Raw genomic sequence first — 21237 nt, 5'->3', positions numbered from 1 at the left:
AAATATGCTGTAGGCATGACTGTTTTTGCTGTTGAATACGCGTACGCCGAGAACTCCACCGAGCTGCGCAATGAACACCGTCCAGCACACCGCCAGTACCTTTGCGGCTTCCTCGGCGAAGGTGCGGTACGCCTTCTTGCTTCGGGGCCGACCCCGGTCAACGACGGCGCGCTGTTGATCTTCGCGGCAGAATCGCAAGCTGCGCTGGACGAAGTGCTTTCCAATGATCCTTTCCAGAAGGTTGGCGGAATCGGCGCGGCCACCGTCACCGAATGGAACCCGGTAATTGGCCTGCTGGAGGATTTCGCGTCCTAGGCGATAGGTACCTTGCACCAGCCTCCGCTGTTCTTTTCCGAGAACAGCGGAGGCTGCCTGCATTAAACAGCTCGGATGGCGCAGACTGGTAGGGGAGAGGAAGTGGAAAACATCATGGATGTGCAGATCACGTCAACGCTGGCGATCCCTGCAGCCGAGCTGAACTGGCATTTCTCCCGTTCCTCGGGCCCCGGCGGGCAGCATGTGAATACCTCGGACTCACGGGTGGAACTCACCTGGGTAATTGGCGCTTCGCGGGCCTTGTCCGACTGGCAGCGTCAGCGCTTGCTGGCGAAGCTCGGACCTCGCTTGGTGGCCGGGGCCATCGTCGTGACTGCTTCCGAAGAGCGATCGCAATGGCGCAACCGCCAGCTCGCCCAAGAGAAGTTGGGGCGCATCGTGGAAAAAGCGCTGGCGCCGGATGCACCGGCACGCAAGGCAACGAAACCTACCCGCGGTTCTCACCGGCGCAGGCTGAGTGCCAAAGCTACTCGCTCAGCCACCAAGCAACTTCGCCGCAAACCAGGGATGGACTGATCCTAGCGATCAGCTACTGTGCTTCATGTCACTTTGCTGCACGGAATGGTTGGGGTGGGGAAACGGTTGAAAGTAGGTGAAGCGTCAGCTTTCTATTATTTTGCCTTTAGGAGAACACCCTATGACCACCAAGGTCCTCACCCTCGTCGGTTCCCTGCGCAACGGTTCGACCAACCAGCAGCTGGCCGAAGCCACTTCGCACAACGCACCTGAAGGCATGGAAGTTTCCGTGTTCAGCGGCTTGGAGAACATTCCTTTCTACAACGAGGACCACGACGTGGAAGGTGGCGTTCCTGCCGCCGCCCAGGCCCTGCGCGACGCAGCCGGTGACGCCGATGCGCTGATGCTGGTCACTCCTGAGTACAACGGCACCATGCCAGCTGTCCTGAAGAACGCCATTGACTGGCTGTCCCGCCCCTTCGGTGCCGGTGCGCTCAAGGACATGCCAACCGTGGTCGTTGGCACCGCTTTCGGACAGTACGGTGGCGTCTGGGCGCAGGACGAAGCGCGCAAGGCACTGAACATCGCCGGCGCCAACGTGCTGGAAAACGTGAAGCTGGCTATCCCTAACTCGGTAGTACGCTTCGCTGAACTGCACCCGAAGGATGACGCTGAAGTTGTCGAGCAGGTCTCTGGCGTGCTGAGCAGCATCAAGGAAATCGCCGAAGCCAACTAGGTTTTCACGATCCCCGGAAGCTCAATAGTGCAAGAAAGGCCACGGTAACCGTGGCCTTTCTCGCATGAGTACCCGCTCACCGCGATACGGTGACATACTTGGACTAGAGAAATACCCACAATCTATTCGGAGGCGTCCATTGACTTCGGTCAGCCTAGGCATGCCGGCAGGCCCACCGCCGGTACTCGCACCACGTCGCAAGACTCGCCAGTTCCAGGTTGGATCCGTAGGTGTCGGCTCCGACTCGCCGATTTCGGTTCAGTCGATGACTACCACCAAGACCCACGACATCAACGCCACCTTGCAGCAGATTGCCGAGCTGACCGCTGCCGGTTGCGACATCGTGCGTGTGGCCTGCCCAACGGATAAGGATGCGGAAGCGCTGAAGATCATTGCGATGAAGTCGCAGATCCCGGTGATCGCCGATATCCACTTCCAGCCAAAGTACGTCTACGCTGCCATCGAAGCAGGCTGTGGCGCGGTGCGCGTGAACCCCGGCAATATCCGCCAGTTCGATGACCAGGTCAAGGAAATCGCGCAGGCCGCCAAGGACCACGGCACCTCCATTCGCATCGGCGTCAATGCTGGCTCGCTGGATCGCCGCTTGCTGCAGAAGTACGGCAAGGCCACCCCTGAAGCGCTGGTTGAATCAGCTGTTTGGGAAGCTTCCCTATTTGAAGAGCATGGATTCCATGACTTCAAGATCTCGGTAAAGCACAACGACCCTGTGATCATGGTCCGTGCCTACGAGATGCTGGCCGAACGCGGGGACTGGCCACTGCACCTGGGCGTGACCGAAGCCGGTCCAGCATTCCAGGGCACCATCAAGTCCGCCACCGCTTTCGGTGCACTGCTCTCCAAGGGCATTGGCGACACCATTCGCGTATCGCTGTCCGCTCCACCGGTAGAAGAGGTGAAGGTCGGCAACCAGATTCTGGAATCGCTGAACCTGCGCCCCCGCAAGCTGGACATCGTTTCTTGCCCGTCCTGCGGTCGTGCCCAGGTGGATGTCTACACCTTGGCCGAGCAGGTTACCGCTGGGCTCGAAGGCATGAAGGCTCCATTGCGCGTGGCAGTAATGGGCTGCGTTGTCAACGGACCGGGCGAAGCCCGCGACGCTGACCTCGGCGTTGCCTCCGGCAATGGCAAGGGGCAGATCTTCGTTAAGGGCGAAGTCATCAAGACCGTCCCGGAAGATCAAATTGTTGAGACTTTGATTGAAGAAGCCAACCGTTTGGCAGCAGAAATGGGACTGGACAATGACGAGAATCCTTCCTCGGGTTCTCCCATGGTCTCCGTCAGCTAGAACTAGCCGCCGGAGCGTCGAGGGAGAGCCGCGCATCTTGGGCCGTCGTGATACGACAGCCCTCATTGAGCTGCTCGATCGCGACCCCGTCGCCAATATATTCACCCGTTCGCAGGTGAGCATCCACCGGTCAGCAGTCCCAGACGGGTTTGCGCACATCGTTGGCTTGGACGGCAGCGAAGGTCTTGAATCGGCATGCTGGGTGGGCGCTAATATGGCGCCCACCGCCATGCCGGAGTCCGATGCCCAGAAGTACGCCATGCATGCCATCGATTCCCGACAGCGATTCGCCTCGGTATTCGGACCGGCAGAAACAGTTCTGGCCATGCATGACGTCTTGCGGGGTGGTCCGCAAGAAATTTTTGATGTCCGGGAAAATCAGCCATTAATGGCCATCACCCAAATCCCGGAGGGAATTCGCCGCAACCGGATTCGGCCGGCTCAGGTTCAGGAATTCGACCTAGTCCTGCCTGCCAGCGCTGCCATGTTCGAAGAAGAACTTGGATATTCGCCGTTGGAAAACGGGAGAAGCTTCTACCGCAACCGTGTACGCCAGTTAATTCGTGAGGGGCACACGCTCATGGACTGCGACCAGCGCGGCAACGTGATTTTCAAGGCTGATTTAGGCACCGTCACCGACGAAGTAGTGCAAATCCAAGGTGTTTGGGTGAACCCGATGTATCGCGGCCAAGGCTTGGCTGCCGGCTACATGGCCTCCACGGTGGACTACGCGATGCAGTTCGCTCCTGTAGTGAGCCTGTACGTCAACGACTACAACACCGCTGCAATCAAGACTTATCAGCGCATCGGCTTTGAACAGGTCGGCACCTTCGCAACGATCCTGTTCTGAACAGCAGTGGCACGGGCAACGTGGAAATCAACCGGTTCTGCTCTTGAGCCACCTGCAGCTACTTCGCCAGAAACAATTCCGCCTTACCGCGGATCTGGCTGGCTGCAAAGAATCCCGCAGGTGAAGGCGAAAACGAAGTTGATTGCGGATCCCGGTTCATCGTCAGTTGTGCAACGTTCTCATGACTAATACGGCGCTATAACGGGCCATTCGGTATTCGCGGCAGTCAGTGCTCCAGCTGCGCGGCCAATGAAGCCCGATCATCGACAAATAAAGTCGCATGAACGACTGTTGCCGGAAGTTGAGCTTATCGCCGCGACCCACTTAGCCGCTATGAGTCCCCATTACCTGCTTTTCCTTTGTATCGCTGGCGAAGCTCGAGTGGCGGGAAACCTGTTTAGCATCCTTTGAGGACTTTCGCTTAGCTGCGGCAAACATCCATTTCTCCGGCTAATGGAGAGCAATCCATTCGCTTAATGACCCGGCAAGGGAAACGGGACCCAGGTGCTATGCAACTTGGGCTATTTCTTCTTCCGCTCAACGCGGGAGCAACAATGCCCATCGAATGATCATCAGTCTTCTAGACTCGAAAGTGTAAAAGTGATGGTGATGGGAAAATTTGTGGTTCAAGCCATTGGTACTAAAGCGTATTTGGGTGCTGCTATGTGCGCAGCAGTACTCCTCATTGGTGGGTGCAGTTCGCCAGAAGTCGAAACCGGTGCCTCGGCGGTCGCCCCAGTCCAGCTCGACGACGGACAGCTGGAAAATCTGCTTGAGGATTTCGCCAAAGACGAAGAAAACTCCCAAGTCATCAACGACAAACAGCTACGCAAGAGCATTCCGCAAGCACAGGAGTGGATAGAGAACGCCCAAGTGAATCCCAGTAAATGCGGAGTTACCTTTGCTGAGCCGGTCGCAGATCAATTGCAGAGCGCCACGATGGGCGCCATCGAATTCGAGGACAGCTACCTAACTGTTGCAATCTACAAAGACCCTGAAGTTTTGCAAGCGCAATGGGTTGCCAAAACTGAGGCCAATGCTGATTGCTCGCGTTACACAGTCAAATTAGGCAATGAGACTCGCGCTTACCACATTGCAAAGCAGCCTATTGATTCTGCTGCAGGATTGGCCGACGGGTATGTAATTACCAGCAGTGATGGGTCGTCCACCAAACAGCAGCTCATCATTCGCTCCGCTAATTCGAACGTCCTGCTCGGCATTCAGCGTTCCACTTCTGCCGCGAACACCGCGAACGAAGTTGAAGAAGCATCCGGGATCCTCCAAGAACTCATGAACCGACTTACCCAGTAGTTCATTTCAAGACGCCATCGGTCTTCCGGTGGCAATTACGGAAAGCAATAGATGACTAAGCGTTTAGCCCTCTGGGCATTGCCATTGGCCACGACCATGATGCTGGCTGGATGTTCTTCGAATTCCGCGACAGAACCAGCGGAAACGGCTGTTTCGACGGCCCCGGCGGAAAGCAAGAAGACTTCTGTCTCGGGTGATGTGCTCAGTCCGGAGCAGGCAGAGTCCATTGCTTCCAAGCTTTTGGAAGGCGACAACGCAGTCCAGATAGTTGGCAATGAGCAGATGCAGAAGCAACTGGAAGTTGCCAAGAACGCTGAAACTCCCAGCGGAATCAAGCCGGAAAAGTGTGCCGAGATGAATGCCAAGTATTCAGTTACCGACTTGACGGCATCGGTATCCGCAACGGCGACCAGTTCCTCCGAATCCGTCGGCAAAGTCGTGCAGGTCTTCTCGTTGACCGACGAGGCCACCCGCAAGAACGTATCGGAGGCATTGACGCTGGATGATCTGGAGGGATGTGAAAAGGCCACTGTTGAGCTGGGCGGCGAGGAAATCGAAACTCAACGCCAGATCCTGCCGCTGGACGTCGAAGCGGATCAATCGTTGACCATGTCCACCCAGATGGATGCGGGTGGCGGACAGCTACTGACCTCGGTCGTTGTGCAGGCTCTGCAAGATGGCAATTTCGTGCTGGTTACCCTGCAGACCGGTTCGCAGCAACCAGCTGAACTGGCCGCACAGGCAGTGGAGCTGGCAGATCGGGCGTTCGCCGAAATCGAGGCGGCTCAGTAGCCGAACGGGCGGGGTATCCGTTTTATGGACTCTCCAACATCAGTTGGCCTTGCACCGAGGAGTGCAGAGCTCGTGGTTTAGCAGCCAACATGCCTTTTCCTCGAAGCAGCGTACCTCCGAGTCATATTGGCCCCCTTGGCAGATGAACGAGAAATCAACTGCTGGGACCTTGTTTCTGTGCGGTGCCTGCCGATTTCTCTTTGACTGGTGCTTTTCCTGGCAACGGGTGGCAAGCGACCAACCCTTGACCATTCAAGTGAACTTTGGACTCTATTCCATTCGCTGCAACACTCTCTCATAGTCCTTTTATTTCCAACACATTGTGAAATACTGTGGATGGCTTATCATCACCAACGTGAGGAAATCACCATGAAGAAGCGTTCACTCTGGGTGCTGCCTGTAGCAGTTGCCCTTGCCTTGACCGGTTGCAGCTCGAATTCAGGGACCGAGGGCGCTGCTGGCTCTTCGGAGGCCCCTCAGGAGCAGGAAAGCGCGGGGGTGCCAGCGCTGACTGCTGAGCAAGCCGCTGCAGTTGCCAAAACCTTGGGTGGAGACGGACCGAATGTGCAGGTTCTGGATAGCGATGCACTTAGCGGCTCATTGGAAAGCGCCAAGGGCCTGATCGATCAGATGGAGATCGAACCTGCGAAGTGCGCCGAGTTCGTCTCGCAGCAGGGGACCCAGGACCTGGACGGCGTCAACATGGCCGCAGCGATCGTCGTTGGCGAAACAGGCGAGAGCAACAGCTACTCCGTCGCTGGCTACGAGGATACTGCCAAGCTGGATGCAATCAAGGACATGGTAGATGCCAAGGACCTGCAGGGCTGCGAGGACTTCTCGATGAGTGTTGCGGGCCAGAAAGTTTCTGCCTCGGCCAAGATCCTGGATGCTGAATCCGATGCGGACAAGACCATCGTAACCCACACTGCCATGACCATGAATGGCGAAGAGGTCCCAGGCGGTTCTTACCAGATTCAGGGCGTAGTCGGTGAAAATGTTGTGGCCGTTTCCCGCACCCAAACTGGCGAACAAGCTGATGGCGAGGCTGTGAAAGCACTCGTTGAGGAACTGAACAAGGCAGTTGAAGAGGTTAAGGCCACGGCCAAGTAGGCCTCCTTCAGCCGTTGAAGGCTCTTCTGGTTCCAAGGGAATCAGAAGAGTCTTCACTTCTTTGCGCGGCAAATGCTTCCCAATGATGCGCGAGTCATGGCATTCTCAATGGATGACCCTGGAACACGGTGCGCCACGCAAATCCATCGAGGCTGCCTTGACTGCGGGCGAGGATCCGACGCGCAAAGCCCGAAGCTTGAAGTCCCTGCATCAGCTCTGGGCCGAAGGTGCGTGCATCCCTGAAGTGGTGCGGCCAGTGGTGGCTCGTTCATGGTCCAGGGCCGGCAAGCTTGGAACAGATATCGTTCCCTTGGATACTTCTGAAATACGCGAGCGCAGGCAGGCCAACGAAGAACTCAACGGACTGGTCGAGCTCTTCAAGGAGCGTTTGCTCTCCTTGGCCACCCAGGCGGGAAACCAGCTGGTCATCTCCGACGAGCAAGGATTCGTGCTCTGGGTGCTCGGGCCCTCTGCAGTACGCCGCCGAAGTGACGGCATCGGATTTGTCGCCGGTGCACGCTGGCGCGAAAGCGACGTGGGCACTAATGGGATCGGCGCGGCAATGGCTGAGCGTGCCCCGGTGCAGATTTTCGGCCCGGAGCATGCCCGGGAAGAACAGCACAACTGGGTCTGCACATCGGCGCCGGTCATGAATCCTGCCGCCTCGGCGCTGATTGGCACGATCACGCTGGCAGGCTCGTTCCGCACGGCGCATCCGCACTCCTTGGCTCTGGTCTCATCCGTGGCCCGAGAAGCAGAATTATTTCTGCAAACCGAGCATGCCTTGAAAATGCAGACGCTCCAGCTTTCCACCCAACTGCCCGAAGGCGAGTACGTCCTAGTTGACGTGCAAGGCTCCATAGCCGCCGCCCAAGGCTACAGTGTTGGATCCAAGCTCAATTTGCCGATGTCCATGGAAGAAGGGCGGAACTGGATTTCCGGGCTGGGATCAATTGATGCGCGGCGGACACCGGGAGGCTGGCTGCTGCAAAGGGCAGAAGGCCAGGTGAGCCTCCAGCTGTACGCAGGAGCTTCACTGCAGGCTATTGTCCATTCGCCCGGTGGGGCGACGCGCATCAACTTGAGTGCGAAGCATTGGCAGATCCTTGAGCTGCTGGCTGCGAACCCTCACGGAGTGAGCTCAGGGCAGTTGGCGAGCCTGTGGCCTGCGGATACGCCGAACGTCACCATCCGCGCCGAAATATCCCGCTTGCGTTCCAAGCTGCGTGGCCTGATCGCCTCACGTCCCTACCGGATCGTGGTCCCGGTGAGCAGCCACTAGCAATCCCGGAGCAGCTGCAACCTATTGCAACGCTTTTCTTTTGTGACGCAGATCATATTCTTTCATTAGTCGCGGAGGGCCCGAATGGCCATCCATTGAATCCCGATGAAGAGATGAGACGCAAATGACTGACAATGATTGCTTGTTGCAAGCCCGGAGCTGGTTCCAGTCCTTGCAGATAGCGTTGGAAGCGGGTGACGCGCCAGCAGCTGTGCAGCTATTTTCGGAGGAGTGCTACTGGCGGGATCTGGCCTCGATGACATGGAACCTTCACACCAGCGAGGGCCGTGACGGGATCGAGAAGATGCTGCTTGGCGTTGAACGAGGCGCGTGGCCGCGGAACATCGAAGTCACCAGCGCACAAGAGGCTGACGGCGTCATTGAAGCTTGGTACACGTTCGAGAACGACGCATTCAACGGGCTTGGATTACTCCGCTTGCGCGATGGGAAGGCCTGGACCCTGCTGAGCACCGCGCAGGGCCTGCGCAAATTCCCCGAACCTGCTGGTCCGCGCCGCGAACTGGGCGCCGAGCACGGCGTAGCGATGAGCAAGGAAAACTGGCTTGATCGACGCACCGCGCAGCAGCAGTCCCTGGGGATCACCGACCAGCCCTACACGCTGATTGTCGGCGGCGGCCAAGGCGGCATAGGCTTGGCCGCTCGGCTCAAGCGCATGGGTGTTCCTGCCCTGGTCATCGATAGGCATCCGCGTCCCGGTGACCAATGGCGTTCGCGCTACCATTCCTTGGCGCTGCACGATCCGGTCTGGTATGACCATATGCCCTACATTGATTTCCCCGACCACTGGCCGGTGTTCACGCCCAAGGACAAGATGGGGGATTGGCTGGAAAGCTACACCAAGCTCATGGAGCTGGACTATTGGTCACTGACTGAAGCGACCAGCGCCCGGCAGGATCCGGAAGGAGAGGGGTGGATCGTCGAGGTAGAACGCGACGGAGTACCGTTGACCCTGCGTCCCACCCAGCTGGTGCTGGCCACCGGCATGTCCGGTATTCCGAACATTCCCCAGTACCCGGGAGCCGAGATCTTCAAAGGCGAGCAGAACCATTCCTCCAAGCATCCAGGCGGCGAACGGTACGCGGGCAAGAACGTCGTGGTCATCGGCGCCAACAACTCCGCACACGATATCTGCGCGGATCTGGTGCAAAACGGGGCCAAGCCGACTATGGTCCAACGTTCCAGCACGCATATCGTGCGCTCCGAATCGCTGATGAAGCATGTGCTGGGCGGACTGTACTCGGAAGAAGCCCTCGCTGCCGGCATAGACCACAACAAGGCAGACCTGATCTTCGCCTCCATCCCGTACAAAGTCCTCCCGGAATTCCATAAGCCGGTCTTCGAGAAAATCCAGCAGGAAGATGCGCACTTCTACAAGTCGCTGGCGGATGCGGGATTCGAGCTGGACTTCGGCGACGACGGTTCAGGGCTGTTCCTCAAGTACCTGCGCCGTGGCTCGGGGTACTACATCAACATCGGTGCCAGCGAGCTGGTGGCCGACGGATCGATTGCTTTGGCCCATGGCGAGGTATCGCACTTGACCGAAGAATCGGTGGTGCTGGCCGATGGCACTCGGCTGCCGGCGGATGCGGTGGTCTACGCCACCGGTTACGGCTCGATGAACGGATGGGCGGCGAAGCTCATCTCCCAGGAAGTCGCGGATGAAGTCGGAAAATGCTGGGGCCTGGGGTCGGGGACCGCCAAGGATCCGGGTCCATGGCAGGGGGAACTGCGCAATATGTGGAAGCCCACCAAGGTCAAGAACCTCTGGTTCCACGGAGGCAACCTGCACCAGTCCAGGCATTATTCGAAGTATCTGGGCTTGCAGCTCAAGGCACGGTACGAGGGCATCGGAACTCCGGTGTATGCGCTCGCCGAAACCTATCATCAATCCTGATATAACCGTTTCCCTGCCCGTGAATCGGTTTCCCGGACCCGGAGCAAGCGCTGTATGGCGCTTCCTCCGGGTCACCCGCGCGTCTGCCACGTGGCGGTTTTCGGGCCTTATCCGGACGTTTCGTTGAACTGCAACGGCCTGGAAATCGCACAACGAATTGAACGGAAAGCCGGATGAACCATGATTCCCACGCTCCTGGCACCTGCGCAGTTTATGAATCGGCGCAGACCGCGGATGCCGCAACAACGCCGGTGCACCGGCCTGCGCGCCGCAGCCGACCCAGCAGCACCATGCTTCCGCGTAAGCCCCGCCATGGGTGCTGGCAAGTACAAATCGGCGGGGAACTGGCACCCGACTGGGATGTCCTTTGCTGGCAGCGACTCAACGAAACAGAACCCTGCAGCGCCCACCATCTATCCAGAGGCCCGTATCCGGCCCCGGGCACGCAACACGATTCCGCGCAAGCCCTTGAATTTATTGGGAAGTGGCCGAAAGCTGTAGCATTGATTAAGGCCAATTTTGCGGCCAAAACCCATTTGATTTTGCATAGCTAGTCGGCATCCGAAAATATTTCTGAAGTCGACGGACGGAAAAGGACACCCCGAGTGGTTTTGAAGCTTTCCACTACCTTCTTGCGCACCTTGCGTGAAGATCCGGTTGACGCCGAAGTCGCCAGCCACAAGTTGTTGGTACGCGCCGGTTACATCCGTCGTGCGGCCCCAGGCATCTACACCTGGTTGCCGTTGGGTTTGAAGGTCCTTGCGCGCGTTGAAGCTATTGTTCGCGAGGAAATGAACGCTATCGGCGGCCAGGAAGTCCACTTCCCAGCGCTGCTGCCACGTGAACCTTACGAACAGACCGGCCGTTGGACCGAATACGGCGATGGCCTGTTCCGTCTCAAGGACCGCAAAGATGCAGACTACCTTTTGGCACCGACCCATGAGGAAATGTTCACGCTGCTGGTGAAGGATCTGTACAACTCGTACAAGGATCTTCCGGTCTACCTGTACCAGATCCAGAACAAGTACCGCGACGAAGCACGTCCACGCGCGGGCCTGCTGCGTGGCCGCGAATTCATCATGAAGGATTCGTACTCCTTCAACATCGATGATGAAGGCCTGGACGAAGCCTACATGGCTCACCGCGGCGCCTACCTGAAGATCTTCGAGCGCCTGGGTCTGGAAGTTATTCCGGTCTTCGCGCAGGCTGGTGCCATGGGCGGCTCCAAGTCCGAGGAATTCCTGCATCCAACAGCTATTGGCGAGGATACCTTCGTCCGTTCGGCCGGCGGTTACGCAGCCAACGTGGAAGCTGTCACCACCGTAGTGCCAGCGTCCATCGATTACGCCAACGCACCTGCGTTCGAAGTTGTCGATACCCCGGATACCCCGACCATCGAGACGCTGGTTGCCGCGGCCAACGAGCTGCGCCCACGCGAGTCCGGTGTTTGGGAAGCCAAGGACACCCTGAAAAACGTTGTCCTGGCGGTGACCGATCCAGAAGGCAACCGCCAGTTGGTAGTCATCGGTGTTCCAGGCGACCGCCAGGTGGACCTGAAGCGTGTCGAAGCTACCGTGGGTGCCCCGCTGGGCATCATCGGCGAGGTCCAGGTTGAAGCCGCTAGCGGTGAAGACTTGGCCAAGCACCCGGAATTGATTGCCGGCTACATCGGCCCAGGCAACGGCCTGGATCAGGCTGTTCTGGGTACCGAAGGCACCAGCGGCATCACTTACCTGGTTGATCCTCGCGTAGTATCCGGTACCTCGTGGATCACCGGCGCCAACGAAAAGGGCAAGCACGTTTTCGGCTTGGTGGCCGAGCGCGACTTCGGCTTTGACGGCACCATCGAGTCGGTCAACGTGCTAGAGGGCGACCCGGCACCGGACGGCTCGGGCCCATTGCGCACCGAACGCGGTATCGAAATGGGTCATATCTTCCAGCTTGGCCGCAAGTACGCTGAGGCTCTGGATCTGCGGGTCCTGGACCAGAACGGCAAGCTGAAGGTTGTCACCATGGGCTCCTACGGCATTGGCGTCACCCGTGCGGTAGCAGCACTGGCCGAGGCTTACCATGACGAAAACGGTCTGGCATGGCCAAAGCAGGTTGCTCCAGCCGACGTCCACATGGTCGTTACCGGCAAGGGCCCAGAGCTGCTTGAGGCTGCTGAGAAGTTGGCCGCAGAACTAGAATCGGCCGGTTTGGAAGTTATCTTGGATGACCGTCCAAAGGTGTCCGCGGGCGTGAAGTTCTCGGATGCAGAACTGATCGGCATTCCAACCATCGTTGTTGTGGGCCGTGGACTTGCTGAGGGCGTAGTTGAGGTCAAGGATCGTGCCACCGGCGAACGCCGCGATGTCAAGGTCGAGGACGTTGTCGCTGAGCTGAGCGCCTAAAAGGCTGTAGCCAATAACTGAATAGGGGAGTAGCGCGGTGCAAGAGTTCTTGGAATTGCTGTCCGTCAACGGTGAACCCGTCTCCTTCTGGCCCCTGGTGTTGCTGCTTCTTGCAGCTTTGGGCGCTGGATGGATTGACGCGGTAGTTGGCGGTGGCGGCCTGATTCAATTGCCCGCGCTGCTTCTTTTCCCCGGCATCACGCCGGTGCAGGCGCTGGCCACGAATAAGCTGGGCTCAATCTTCGGAACGGCTACCAGCGCGGTGACGTACTACCGGCGCACCAGCCCGGATTTGAAGACCGCTATTCCGATGGCATTGACTGCCATGCTCGGTGCCTTCGGCGGAGCTGCGCTGGCCACAATTCTTCCCTCTGGAGCCATTCAGCCCATCATTATCGCAGCGCTCATTGCGGTGCTGCTGTTCACGATCCTGAAGCCCAAAGCCGGGGAGCTGTCGCGCCTGCGCTACGCCGGGCATGGGCATTATCTTCGAGCCATCCTGATTGGGCTGCTGATTGGCGGCTACGACGGGATGATCGGTCCCGGGACTGGATCGTTCTTGATCATCGCCATGGTGACAGTGCTGGGTTACAACTTCTTGCAGTCCTCCGCCAAGGCGAAGATCGTTAACCTTTGCACCAACGCAGGTGCTCTGCTGCTCTTCATCCCCACGGGGCACGTTCTAGTCGCATTAGGCCTGGCCATGGGCGTGATGAATATGCTCGGAGGCTATCTCGGGGCGCGCATGGCGATCTCAAAGGGCAGCGCCTTTATTCGCATTGTTTTCGTGATCGTCGTTTCGGCACTGATCATCAAGCTCGGCTCGGACCTGATCCTCGCCGGCAAGTGATAGCTTTAGCGGCCGCTAGCTGCTGATGTGTCGATTGGCGGGTATCCGGCGTAGTGCTGGACATGCTGGGGTTCAATGGCATGGACCATGGAACTGGTCGCCATTTGCGCGATCCTGAAAGTCAAGAAGCTGGAACCCATTGCAGTTTTGTAGAGTTGGGAAACCGTAGTGTGGCTTGCCAGCGGATCTACAACCTTCAACGCTGTGCAACCGATGGATACATACAGGAACCACAAATCGTTGTTCTCCGGATCGAGAGTAGCGATCAGAGCTGGCGGCTGGTGCGCGGCCACGAGCGACATGACGTCGTTGACTGTTTCCTCAGGTTGCGCAATGACAATAGGCATGCCTTGGACCCAACCATGTGAACTGAGTTGCGCCCGACCTTGCCTTGAACCGATCACTTCGCTGACCAGTTCTGCTGTCTTCGAACGCATGAATCGACCTGACATTACCCAACCTCCAATTGACGACCTAGCCACAAGTTGTTAGTTCCCCAATACGTGGAAGAAAGCGGAGAATCCCGCTCCGTGTTATGGGAGCCAAATTCCGTATCTCAAGCACTTGATATTCACGATAGCCCCTTTCGGCGCGAATATCGAGAGCCAGTGAATAGGAACGAGATTCATATATCTTTGAAATCACTCCATGGCGGAGGAAATGGTGGTCGTTGATAAATTGGTTTCGGGTAATACCGCGTAAAACCCGCATACCATATGCGGGTTATATCTTAAGGTGCGGATGGAAATTACGGATCATCCGTGAATTTTAGTGCGCCTCGCGCTGTTTTGGCTCTACCCGAACCGTGCTCTATTTCGACTCAGGGCAATTAGCAGTCGTGATTATTTCGTGATAATTCAACGAAACGTGAAATACGGATAAATTCTAGCTGAATCCAAAACTATTTCCCGACTTCGCCAGTCTCAAGGATGCGGTATTCCTCATTCGATCCCTGCTGGCCATTGAGAGTCTGGAAAGCGACGGCGGAAATTTTTGCGCCGGCTGCACCATCGCTAACGCCCGCTGCTACGACCAATGCATCAGCAAAATCCCCTTCGGCTTCCGCGGATAGGGCAGCCAGGTCTTCGAGGCCGCCTTCGGGTAGCGCATAGGCGGGTTCACGCAGGTCTGTGCACTGTTCGTCAACGGTCGCACGCAGGCCGCGAAGCTGGCGTCCCAGCTCGCTGCGTCGAGCTTCGACGGCTTCCTTGGCGCTGTCGGCACCACGTGCAGCCGTGAGCTGCAGAACGAAATCTAGTGCATAGCCGCGGTCCAGGGCCCGGGCGACGGCCGTTGGTTCGATGTTCTGCGCTTCGGTGATTTCCTTCGCGGGGTCCAGCAGCTCCTCCTTAGGCAGGCAGGCTACTGGCTGGTCTTTCTGCTCTTCTTCACCCGAGACTGCACTCAGTGGCAAGGCCAAGTCCAAATCACGCTCTTCTCCCAAAGATGCAACAGCGCTGCGGGCGTCCAGATTGATCTGGAAAGCAATCTGGGCCAGCTTCGAATCCCTGGACAGCGACGGTTCTGCGAAGGCAGGCATCGCTGACGATGCGTCGGCGACATTCGTGGCAAGCGCAACCAGCGCGTCGGGGGAGAAGGTTTGCGGCAATGCCGCAGGCTCTTGGTCGTCGAAGCGCAATTCACCGAGCACCGCTGACCCCTGCGACAAGGAAGTCGCCAATGCGGATAGCCTCGAAGCGTTATCCTCGGGTGCCAGCTGGGCCAAGGCATGGGCCTGAGATGCCAGGTCTGCCAGCTTTGCTCCGTATTCCCACATCATGCGGGCATCGGCGCTGGCCTCATTGACCTGTTCGGGCAGGCCCCGCTCCACCAGGGCGCCTCGGAAGATGGTGCTGCCAATGCCCCACGTCACGGCAAGGGCAACTGCACCAGCCAGTACCGGAGCAATCCAGCCTGGAGCGCGGCGTACTTGCCTGTCGGTGCGACGGGCGGAATGGGGCGATTTTTCAGTCATAGCGTTTCGATCATGCCATGATCAATGCAGGTAAAGAGGGCAATAGCGGTGTCGAGCGCCACGATGGATAGAAAATGGGCGTGAGTTCCTTCACCTGTGCCCGTTTAGATGTTCTCAATGAGCGGAACGCAATATAGGCTTAACGGACAACATCGAATAGCGTGGGAGGATATCCATGACCGGAATGCCGGCCGATACCGAACAGGAAGCGCAGCGTCTGACTGCATTGCTCTCCAAGGAAGTAGAATCCCACGGGCTTCTCCTGGAGGAAGTCGCCTTGCGTCCCTCCGGCAAGCAGATGATCGTGCAGATCATCGTCGACAAGGCCGACGGTCACGAAACGCTGACTCTCGATGAACTTGGTGAAGTTACCACCACCATCTCCAACGCTCTGGACAAGGACGCCGTCTACGCATCGTCGGCTCCTTACGAACTCGAAGTCAGTTCCCCAGGACTCTCCCGCCCATTGACTGCCCAGCGCCACTGGATCCGCGCCCTCAACCGCATGGTCAAGATTTCGCTGGCCGACGGCACGAAGCTTCGCGGGCGCCTGCTTGAGGTCAACGACGGCGACGTGTTGATTGCTGAGCACCGCGAGCCGGCCAAGAAGGGCATGAAGGTCAAGGTGCTCGATCCTGCGGCCTATGCCTTCGAAAATATCCGTAAAGCTGTTGTCGATCCAGAGCTGAACTTCGATGACGCACTATTTGACACTGCCGATACTGAAGATTTGGAGGGCTAAGCGTGGATATCGATCTGAATGCGCTGCGCATCCTGGAAAAAGACCGCGACATCCCAATGGATGTTTTGATTCCGACCATCGAGTCGGCACTGCTGCTGGCTTACAACAAGACCGAAGGCGCCATGCCTGGCGCCCGCGCGCACATTGAGCGCAGCAACGGCCATGTGGCGATCCTGGTAGAGGACCGCGACAACGCCGGCGTGCTGCTGGGCGAATTCGACGACACCCCGCACGGTTTCGGCCGCATCGCCGCCTCCACCGCCCGCCAGGTAATCATGCAGCGCCTGCGTGAAGCTGAGGATGCGCAGGTTGTCGGCGAGTTCGCAGCCCGCGTTGGCACCCTGATCTCCGGCGTCATCCAGCAGGGCTACTCCTCGCATATGGTGCAGGTCAAGATCGGTGATCTGGAAGCGCTGCTGCCACCAGTTGAGCAGTCCCCAGGCGAGAAGTACCAGCACGGAAACCGCCTGCGCGCCTACGTTGTTTCCGCTGAGCGCGGCAACAAGGGCCCAGCCGTTACCCTGTCCCGTTCCCACCCGAACCTGGTTCGCCTGCTGTTCGAAATGGAAGTTCCAGAAATCGCTGACGGCACCGTCACGGTCGAGGCACTGGCTCGTGAAGCTGGCCACCGTACCAAGATTGCTGTGCGCGCAACCAAGGCCGGTGTCAACGCCAAGGGCGCTTGCATCGGTGAAATGGGAACCCGCGTGCGCGCCGTGATGAACGAACTGAACGACGAGAAGATCGACATCGTTGACTACAACGAGGATCCAGCGAAGTTCATCGCCGCGGCCCTGTCTCCATCGAAGGTCGTCTCGGTAGAGATCCTGGACGAAGCCGAACGCCGTGCTCGCGTGGTTGTTCCCGACTCCCAGCTCTCGCTGGCAATCGGCAAGGAAGGCCAGAACGCTCGCCTTGCTGCCAAGTTGACCGGCTGGCGCATTGACATCCTGGCTGCCTCGGGCGGCAAGGAACCGCAGCTCTAAGCAGCTGCGGGAAATAATTCCAGTTCAGCGTGTTGGAAGCCTAGCTGCGTGTGAGCCACAACTCATGCGTGCTATGGCGTCCAAACGCGCTAGACTAGTAGATGGCTCGTAATAACTAGGGAAGGTGGCGACGGCGCTCGCATGAAGCTGCATCAGCAACGCACGTGCATTGGCTGTCGAACCGTAACCAGTAAAAATGAGCTGCTCCGTTGGGTCCTGAAAGACGGTACACCGCTGCATGCGGTGAGTTTGGATCAACAGGGTTCCGCTTCCGGGCGGGGCACTTGGACCCACGGGACCGAAAAGTGTGTGCAGCAAGCGGTGCAGCGCCGGGCGTTCGCGCGGGCCTTCAGGTCTGCGGTAGACGATTCGCAGGTGCTGCAGGAATTCACTGCATACGAAGATCAGCTGGCAAGCAACCAGCTATCTGGCAAACATGATGAAAGCGGGTCAGAAATCTGATGGCAACCCGATGAGTCGGCAATGCTGAGCGCACAACGATGAACAATCAGTTCTGCGTGATCCACCGTGCGACGGAAGAATTTCACGAATTACACAGCTGATCTGCCAGACCGCTGATCTAAAGATTTATCTTTTGATACCGGGGTTTGAGCAGATCACATCGACACAGGAGAGATGTGGCTAAACCCCGCGTTCACGAGCTCGCTAAAGAGCTCGGAATCACTTCAAAAGAAGCACTAACCAAGTTGCAGGACATGGGCGAATTCGTTCGCTCGGCATCCTCGACCGTTGAACCGCCAGTAGCGCGCAAGCTGCGCGACGCATTCCCAGGTTCCAACGGTGCCGCTAAGCCAGCAGCTGCTGCCAAGCCAGCCGCCGCCAAGCCAGCGACCCCTGGAGCACCGAAGTCGGCTTCCAAGCCGGCTGCTACCCCAGGTGCCTCGGCCCCGAAGCCAGGCGTTAAGCCAGCTGCGGCAGCTCCGGCTCCTGCAGCCCCAGCTGCCCCAGCCGCACCTGCGGCGCCTGCAGCTCCGGTCGCGAAGGCAACCCCTGGCGCTCCATTGCCAGGTGCAGCCCCGGCACCGAAGCCAGGTGCCAAGCCAGCTCCGAAGCCAGGCGCTCCACGCCCAGGCAACAGCCCGTTCTCTTCCCAGCAGGGTATGCGCGGCGCTGAGTCCGGCGAACGCCGTGGTGGCGGCAACCGCGAAGGCGGTCGTGCCCCACGTCCAGGCGCACCTCGTCCGGGCGGTCCACGCCCAGGCAACAACCCGTTCTCCTCGCAGCAGGGTATGCGCGGCGAAGGCGGCCAGGGCGGTCCTCGCCCACCACGCGACGGCCAGCGCGGTCCACGCCCAGCAGGTGCCGGCGGTCCACGTCCGGCTCGTGACGGCCAGGGCGGTCCACGTCCGGCGCGTGACGGCCAGCGCGGTCCACGTCCAGCAGGTGCCGGCGGTCCACGCCCAGCAGGCCAGGGCGCTCCACGCCCAGCCGGCGCAGGTGGCCCACGCCCAGCAGGTGCCGGCGGTCCACGCCCAGGTGCTGGCGCAGGTACCACGGCAACCCCGCGCATGATGCCTAACCGCACCGATCGTCCAGCGCCAGCAGGCGGCGGACGTCCAGGTGCAGGTGCCGGCGGCCGCGGTCGCCCAGGTGGCGGCAGCGGTGGCGGCAGCGGTACCGGTGGCGGCTTCCGCCCAGGTGCACCACGCGGTCGCGGTGGCGTTGGCGGTGCTTTCGGCAAGGGAGGCGCCGGTCGCGGCAAGCAGCGCAAGTCCAAGCGCGCAAAGCGCCAGGAATTGGAGCAGATGAGTGCTCCGTCATTGGGCGGCGTGAATGTTCCACGCGGCAACGGCGACACCGAGATCCGTCTGCGCCGCGGCGCGTCGATCACCGACTTCGCCGACAAGATTGGCGCGAACCCAGCAGCACTGGTGACCGTACTGTTCCACCTCGGTGAAATGGCTACCGCCACCCAGTCGCTGGATGAGGCAACCTTCGAGGTACTCGGCGAAGAGCTGGGCTACAAGGTGCTTGTCGTCTCCCCTGAGGACGAAGACAAGGAACTGCTCGAAGGCTTCGGCCTGGACCTGGACGCCGAACTTGAGGCTGAAGGCGAAGACGTGCTTGAAGAGCGCGCCCCAGTCATCACCATCATGGGCCACGTCGACCACGGTAAGACCCGACTGCTGGATGCTATCCGCAAGTCGAACGTTATCGAGGGCGAGCATGGCGGCATCACCCAGCACATCGGTGCGTACCAGATCAACCACATCCATGAGGGCCGCGATCGCGCAATGACCTTCATCGATACCCCGGGCCACGAGGCGTTCACCGCCATGCGTGCCCGTGGTGCCGAGGTCACTGACGTGGCCGTGCTGGTTGTCGCCGCGGATGACGGCGTCATGCCGCAGACCGTGGAAGCACTGAACCACGCACAGGCTGCCGGCGTGCCGATCATCGTCGCTGTGAACAAGATCGATAAGGAAGGCGCCAACCCTGACAAGGTCATGGGCCAGCTGACCGAATACGGTTTGGTTCCAGAAGAATACGGTGGCGACACCATGTTCGTGAAGGTTTCGGCACTGCAGAAGCAGGGCATCGACGAGCTGCTGGACGCTGTCCTGCTGACCTCGGACGTGCTTGAGCTCAAGGCCAACCCGGACAAGTCCGCTCGTGGCGTGGCCATTGAAGCGAACCTGGATAAGGGCCGCGGTTCGGTTGTTACCGTCCTGGTCCAGTCCGGTACCCTCTGCGTTGGCGACACCATGGTGGTGGGCACCGCCCACGGCCGCGGGCGTGCAATGTTCAACGAGAACGGCGAAAACCTCGACGTGGCACTGCCATCGCGTCCGGTACAGGTCCTGGGCATGTCCTCGGTCCCGCGTGCTGGCGACGGCTTCCTGATCACCGAAGACGAGCGCACCGCCCGCCAGATCGCTGACAAGCGCGAAACCGCAGAGCGCAACGCAATGCTGGCCAAGCGCCGCAAGCGCATCACCTTGGAAGACTTCGACAAGGCTGTTGCCGATGGCAAGATCGATACCCTGAACCTGATCCTCAAGGGTGACGCTTCCGGTGCTGTTGAAGCACTGGAAGACTCGCTGATGAAGATCGAGGTCGGCGACGATGTGCAGCTACGCGTGATCCACCGCGGTGTCGGTGCGATCACCCAGAACGACGTCAACTTGGCAACCGTGGACAACGCCATCATCATTGGCTTCAACGTCCGCCCAGCCGAGCGCGTGGCAGAACTGGCCGACAAGGAGGGCGTCGACATGCGCTTCTACTCGGTCATCTACTCCGCTATCGACGACATCGAGAATGCGCTCAAGGGCATGCTCAAGCCGGAGTTCGAAGAAGTGGCCCTCGGCACCGCCGAGATCCGCATGGTCTTCCGCTCCTCGAAGTTCGGCAACATTGCCGGTTCGATCATCCGCTCGGGCACCATCAAGCGCAACACCAAGGCTCGCCTGGTACGCGACGGCAACGTCGTGGGCGACAACCTGAACATCGATTCGCTGCGCCGTGAAAAGGACGATGTCACCGAGGTCCGCGAGGGCTTCGAATGCGGTATCGGCCTGGGGTCGTTCAACGACATCAAGGAAGGCGACATCATCGAGACCTTCGAGATGCGCGAAAAGCCACGCGACTAATTGCCGACAAGCAATTAGCAGTGTGACTCACTGATTCGTGGGCGTTTGACCGATAAGCTTTGGTCAAGCGCCCACGAGTTTTGAACCATTAGGAGAAAACCATGGCTGATTCAGCCCGCGCCGCACGCCTGGCTAAGCGCGTACAGGTCCTCATGGCCCAGTCGCTGCGCAACGTCATCAAGGACGAGCGCATTGACAACGTCACCGTGACCGACGCTCGCGTCACCAACGACCTGCAGCACGCTACGGTGTACTACACCGTCTTTGGCGATGACGAGCTGAAGAAGGACATCGCTACCATGCTGGAAAAGCGTGGCGGTGCCCTGCGCAAGGAATTGGGCCGCAATCTGACCATCCGCCTGACCCCGACGCTGGCATTCGTCGCCGACGAAATCCCCGAGGGTGCCTCGCATCTGGAGGAATTGCTGGCCAAGGCCCGCGAGAAGGACGCCGAGGTTGCAGCTCTGCGCGAAGGCAAGGACTTCGCCGGAGACCAGGACCCGTACAAGAAGGACGAGGACGCCGAAGAAGCCTAAGGGTTTCTGGGCTTCATCCTGACTGGAGCAACGCCCCGGGGGGCACG

At 59.1% G+C, this 21237-nt stretch carries 19 protein-coding genes; 17 read left to right on the top strand and 2 right to left on the bottom strand.

Going from position 1 to position 21237, the window contains the following annotated elements; genetic code table 11:
* Positions 1-15: 15 nt before the first annotated feature.
* The 12 genes from ACNPM8_RS12865 to ACNPM8_RS12810 all read left to right on the top strand — a co-directional run bounded on the left by ACNPM8_RS12865 (position 16) and on the right by ACNPM8_RS12810 (position 13337).
* Positions 16-315, top strand: a complete 300-nt coding sequence (locus ACNPM8_RS12865; RefSeq protein ID WP_105657265.1) for a YciI family protein — start codon at positions 16-18, stop codon at positions 313-315.
* A 114-nt stretch (positions 316-429) separates the two neighbouring features.
* Positions 430-852 (top strand): alternative ribosome rescue aminoacyl-tRNA hydrolase ArfB, encoded by a 423-nt coding sequence (arfB, locus tag ACNPM8_RS12860; protein ID WP_105661823.1) that lies wholly within the window; start codon positions 430-432, stop codon positions 850-852.
* Positions 853-973: 121 nt separating this feature from the next.
* A complete protein-coding gene (locus ACNPM8_RS12855) occupies positions 974-1528 on the top strand; it encodes an NAD(P)H-dependent oxidoreductase (protein ID WP_105657266.1) in 555 nt (184 codons plus the stop codon).
* Positions 1529-1667: 139 nt separating this feature from the next.
* Entirely contained in the window at positions 1668-2834 is a 1167-nt protein-coding gene (gene ispG, locus ACNPM8_RS12850; RefSeq protein WP_105657267.1) for a flavodoxin-dependent (E)-4-hydroxy-3-methylbut-2-enyl-diphosphate synthase, read from the top strand.
* Between the two features lie 166 nt (positions 2835-3000).
* A complete protein-coding gene (locus ACNPM8_RS12845; RefSeq protein ID WP_448939963.1) occupies positions 3001-3684 on the top strand; it encodes a GNAT family N-acetyltransferase in 684 nt (227 codons plus the stop codon).
* A gap of 516 nt (positions 3685-4200) precedes the next feature.
* The gene (locus ACNPM8_RS12840; RefSeq protein ID WP_448939962.1) at positions 4201-4995 is read left to right on the top strand and encodes a hypothetical protein; all 795 of its coding nucleotides are present in this window, start codon (positions 4201-4203) and stop codon (positions 4993-4995) included.
* Between the two features lie 51 nt (positions 4996-5046).
* Positions 5047-5787 (top strand): hypothetical protein, encoded by a 741-nt coding sequence (locus tag ACNPM8_RS12835; protein WP_448939961.1) that lies wholly within the window; start codon positions 5047-5049, stop codon positions 5785-5787.
* Positions 5788-6156: 369 nt separating this feature from the next.
* Entirely contained in the window at positions 6157-6897 is a 741-nt protein-coding gene (locus ACNPM8_RS12830; protein ID WP_105657272.1) for a hypothetical protein, read from the top strand.
* A gap of 112 nt (positions 6898-7009) precedes the next feature.
* Complete coding sequence (locus tag ACNPM8_RS12825) at positions 7010-8179, top strand: helix-turn-helix domain-containing protein (protein ID WP_332727080.1); 1170 nt, start codon at positions 7010-7012, stop codon at positions 8177-8179.
* A 124-nt stretch (positions 8180-8303) separates the two neighbouring features.
* Positions 8304-10094, top strand: a complete 1791-nt coding sequence (locus ACNPM8_RS12820; RefSeq protein ID WP_448939960.1) for an NAD(P)-binding domain-containing protein — start codon at positions 8304-8306, stop codon at positions 10092-10094.
* A gap of 605 nt (positions 10095-10699) precedes the next feature.
* Positions 10700-12487: a proline--tRNA ligase gene (locus ACNPM8_RS12815; RefSeq protein WP_448939959.1), complete on the top strand. Its 1788-nt coding sequence runs from the start codon at positions 10700-10702 to the stop codon at positions 12485-12487.
* Positions 12488-12524: 37 nt separating this feature from the next.
* Entirely contained in the window at positions 12525-13337 is an 813-nt protein-coding gene (locus ACNPM8_RS12810; RefSeq protein ID WP_181148826.1) for a TSUP family transporter, read from the top strand.
* 5 nt (positions 13338-13342) lie between these two features.
* Here ACNPM8_RS12810 and ACNPM8_RS12805 read toward each other — a convergent pair whose 3' ends face one another.
* Positions 13343-13684, bottom strand: coding sequence for a hypothetical protein (locus ACNPM8_RS12805; RefSeq protein ID WP_400290375.1), 342 nt, complete (start codon positions 13682-13684; stop codon positions 13343-13345).
* Between the two features lie 554 nt (positions 13685-14238).
* The gene (locus ACNPM8_RS12800) at positions 14239-15312 is read right to left on the bottom strand and encodes a hypothetical protein (RefSeq protein ID WP_448939958.1); all 1074 of its coding nucleotides are present in this window, start codon (positions 15310-15312) and stop codon (positions 14239-14241) included.
* 175 nt (positions 15313-15487) lie between these two features.
* On the opposite strand from ACNPM8_RS12800, the gene ACNPM8_RS12795 reads away from it, so the two are divergent.
* The 5 genes from ACNPM8_RS12795 (at position 15488) to rbfA (ending at position 21190) form a co-directional block, all read left to right on the top strand.
* Entirely contained in the window at positions 15488-16054 is a 567-nt protein-coding gene (locus tag ACNPM8_RS12795; protein ID WP_105657278.1) for a ribosome maturation factor RimP, read from the top strand.
* A gap of 2 nt (positions 16055-16056) precedes the next feature.
* Complete coding sequence (nusA, locus tag ACNPM8_RS12790) at positions 16057-17040, top strand: transcription termination factor NusA (RefSeq protein WP_105661830.1); 984 nt, start codon at positions 16057-16059, stop codon at positions 17038-17040.
* A 141-nt stretch (positions 17041-17181) separates the two neighbouring features.
* Positions 17182-17502 (top strand): YlxR family protein, encoded by a 321-nt coding sequence (locus tag ACNPM8_RS12785; RefSeq protein ID WP_105657280.1) that lies wholly within the window; start codon positions 17182-17184, stop codon positions 17500-17502.
* Positions 17503-17678: 176 nt separating this feature from the next.
* Positions 17679-20654: a translation initiation factor IF-2 gene (infB, locus tag ACNPM8_RS12780; protein WP_448939957.1), complete on the top strand. Its 2976-nt coding sequence runs from the start codon at positions 17679-17681 to the stop codon at positions 20652-20654.
* 101 nt (positions 20655-20755) lie between these two features.
* Positions 20756-21190: a 30S ribosome-binding factor RbfA gene (gene rbfA, locus ACNPM8_RS12775; RefSeq protein ID WP_434691552.1), complete on the top strand. Its 435-nt coding sequence runs from the start codon at positions 20756-20758 to the stop codon at positions 21188-21190.
* Positions 21191-21237 lie beyond the last annotated feature (47 nt).

Source organism: Glutamicibacter sp. AGC46, assembly GCF_053543715.1.
Note: the sequence above shows the minus strand (reverse complement) of the source record. Positions and strands in the feature narration are given on the sequence as shown.

Bases quoted from the DNA above. Each gene is read 5' to 3' on its own strand.
- ACNPM8_RS12865 (WP_105657265.1), top strand. From the start codon at position 16: ATGACTGTTTTTGCTGTTGAATACGCGTACGCCGAGAACTCCACCGAG.
- arfB (WP_105661823.1), top strand. From the start codon at position 430: ATGGATGTGCAGATCACGTCAACGCTGGCGATCCCTGCAGCCGAGCTG.
- ACNPM8_RS12855 (WP_105657266.1), top strand. From the start codon at position 974: ATGACCACCAAGGTCCTCACCCTCGTCGGTTCCCTGCGCAACGGTTCG.
- ACNPM8_RS12835 (WP_448939961.1), top strand. From the start codon at position 5,047: ATGACTAAGCGTTTAGCCCTCTGGGCATTGCCATTGGCCACGACCATG.
- ACNPM8_RS12830 (WP_105657272.1), top strand. From the start codon at position 6,157: ATGAAGAAGCGTTCACTCTGGGTGCTGCCTGTAGCAGTTGCCCTTGCC.
- ACNPM8_RS12825 (WP_332727080.1), top strand. From the start codon at position 7,010: ATGACCCTGGAACACGGTGCGCCACGCAAATCCATCGAGGCTGCCTTG.
- ACNPM8_RS12820 (WP_448939960.1), top strand. From the start codon at position 8,304: ATGACTGACAATGATTGCTTGTTGCAAGCCCGGAGCTGGTTCCAGTCC.
- ACNPM8_RS12805 (WP_400290375.1), bottom strand. From the start codon at position 13,684: ATGCCTATTGTCATTGCGCAACCTGAGGAAACAGTCAACGACGTCATG.
- ACNPM8_RS12800 (WP_448939958.1), bottom strand. From the start codon at position 15,312: ATGACTGAAAAATCGCCCCATTCCGCCCGTCGCACCGACAGGCAAGTA.
- ACNPM8_RS12795 (WP_105657278.1), top strand. From the start codon at position 15,488: ATGACCGGAATGCCGGCCGATACCGAACAGGAAGCGCAGCGTCTGACT.
- ACNPM8_RS12785 (WP_105657280.1), top strand. From the start codon at position 17,182: ATGAAGCTGCATCAGCAACGCACGTGCATTGGCTGTCGAACCGTAACC.
- rbfA (WP_434691552.1), top strand. From the start codon at position 20,756: ATGGCTGATTCAGCCCGCGCCGCACGCCTGGCTAAGCGCGTACAGGTC.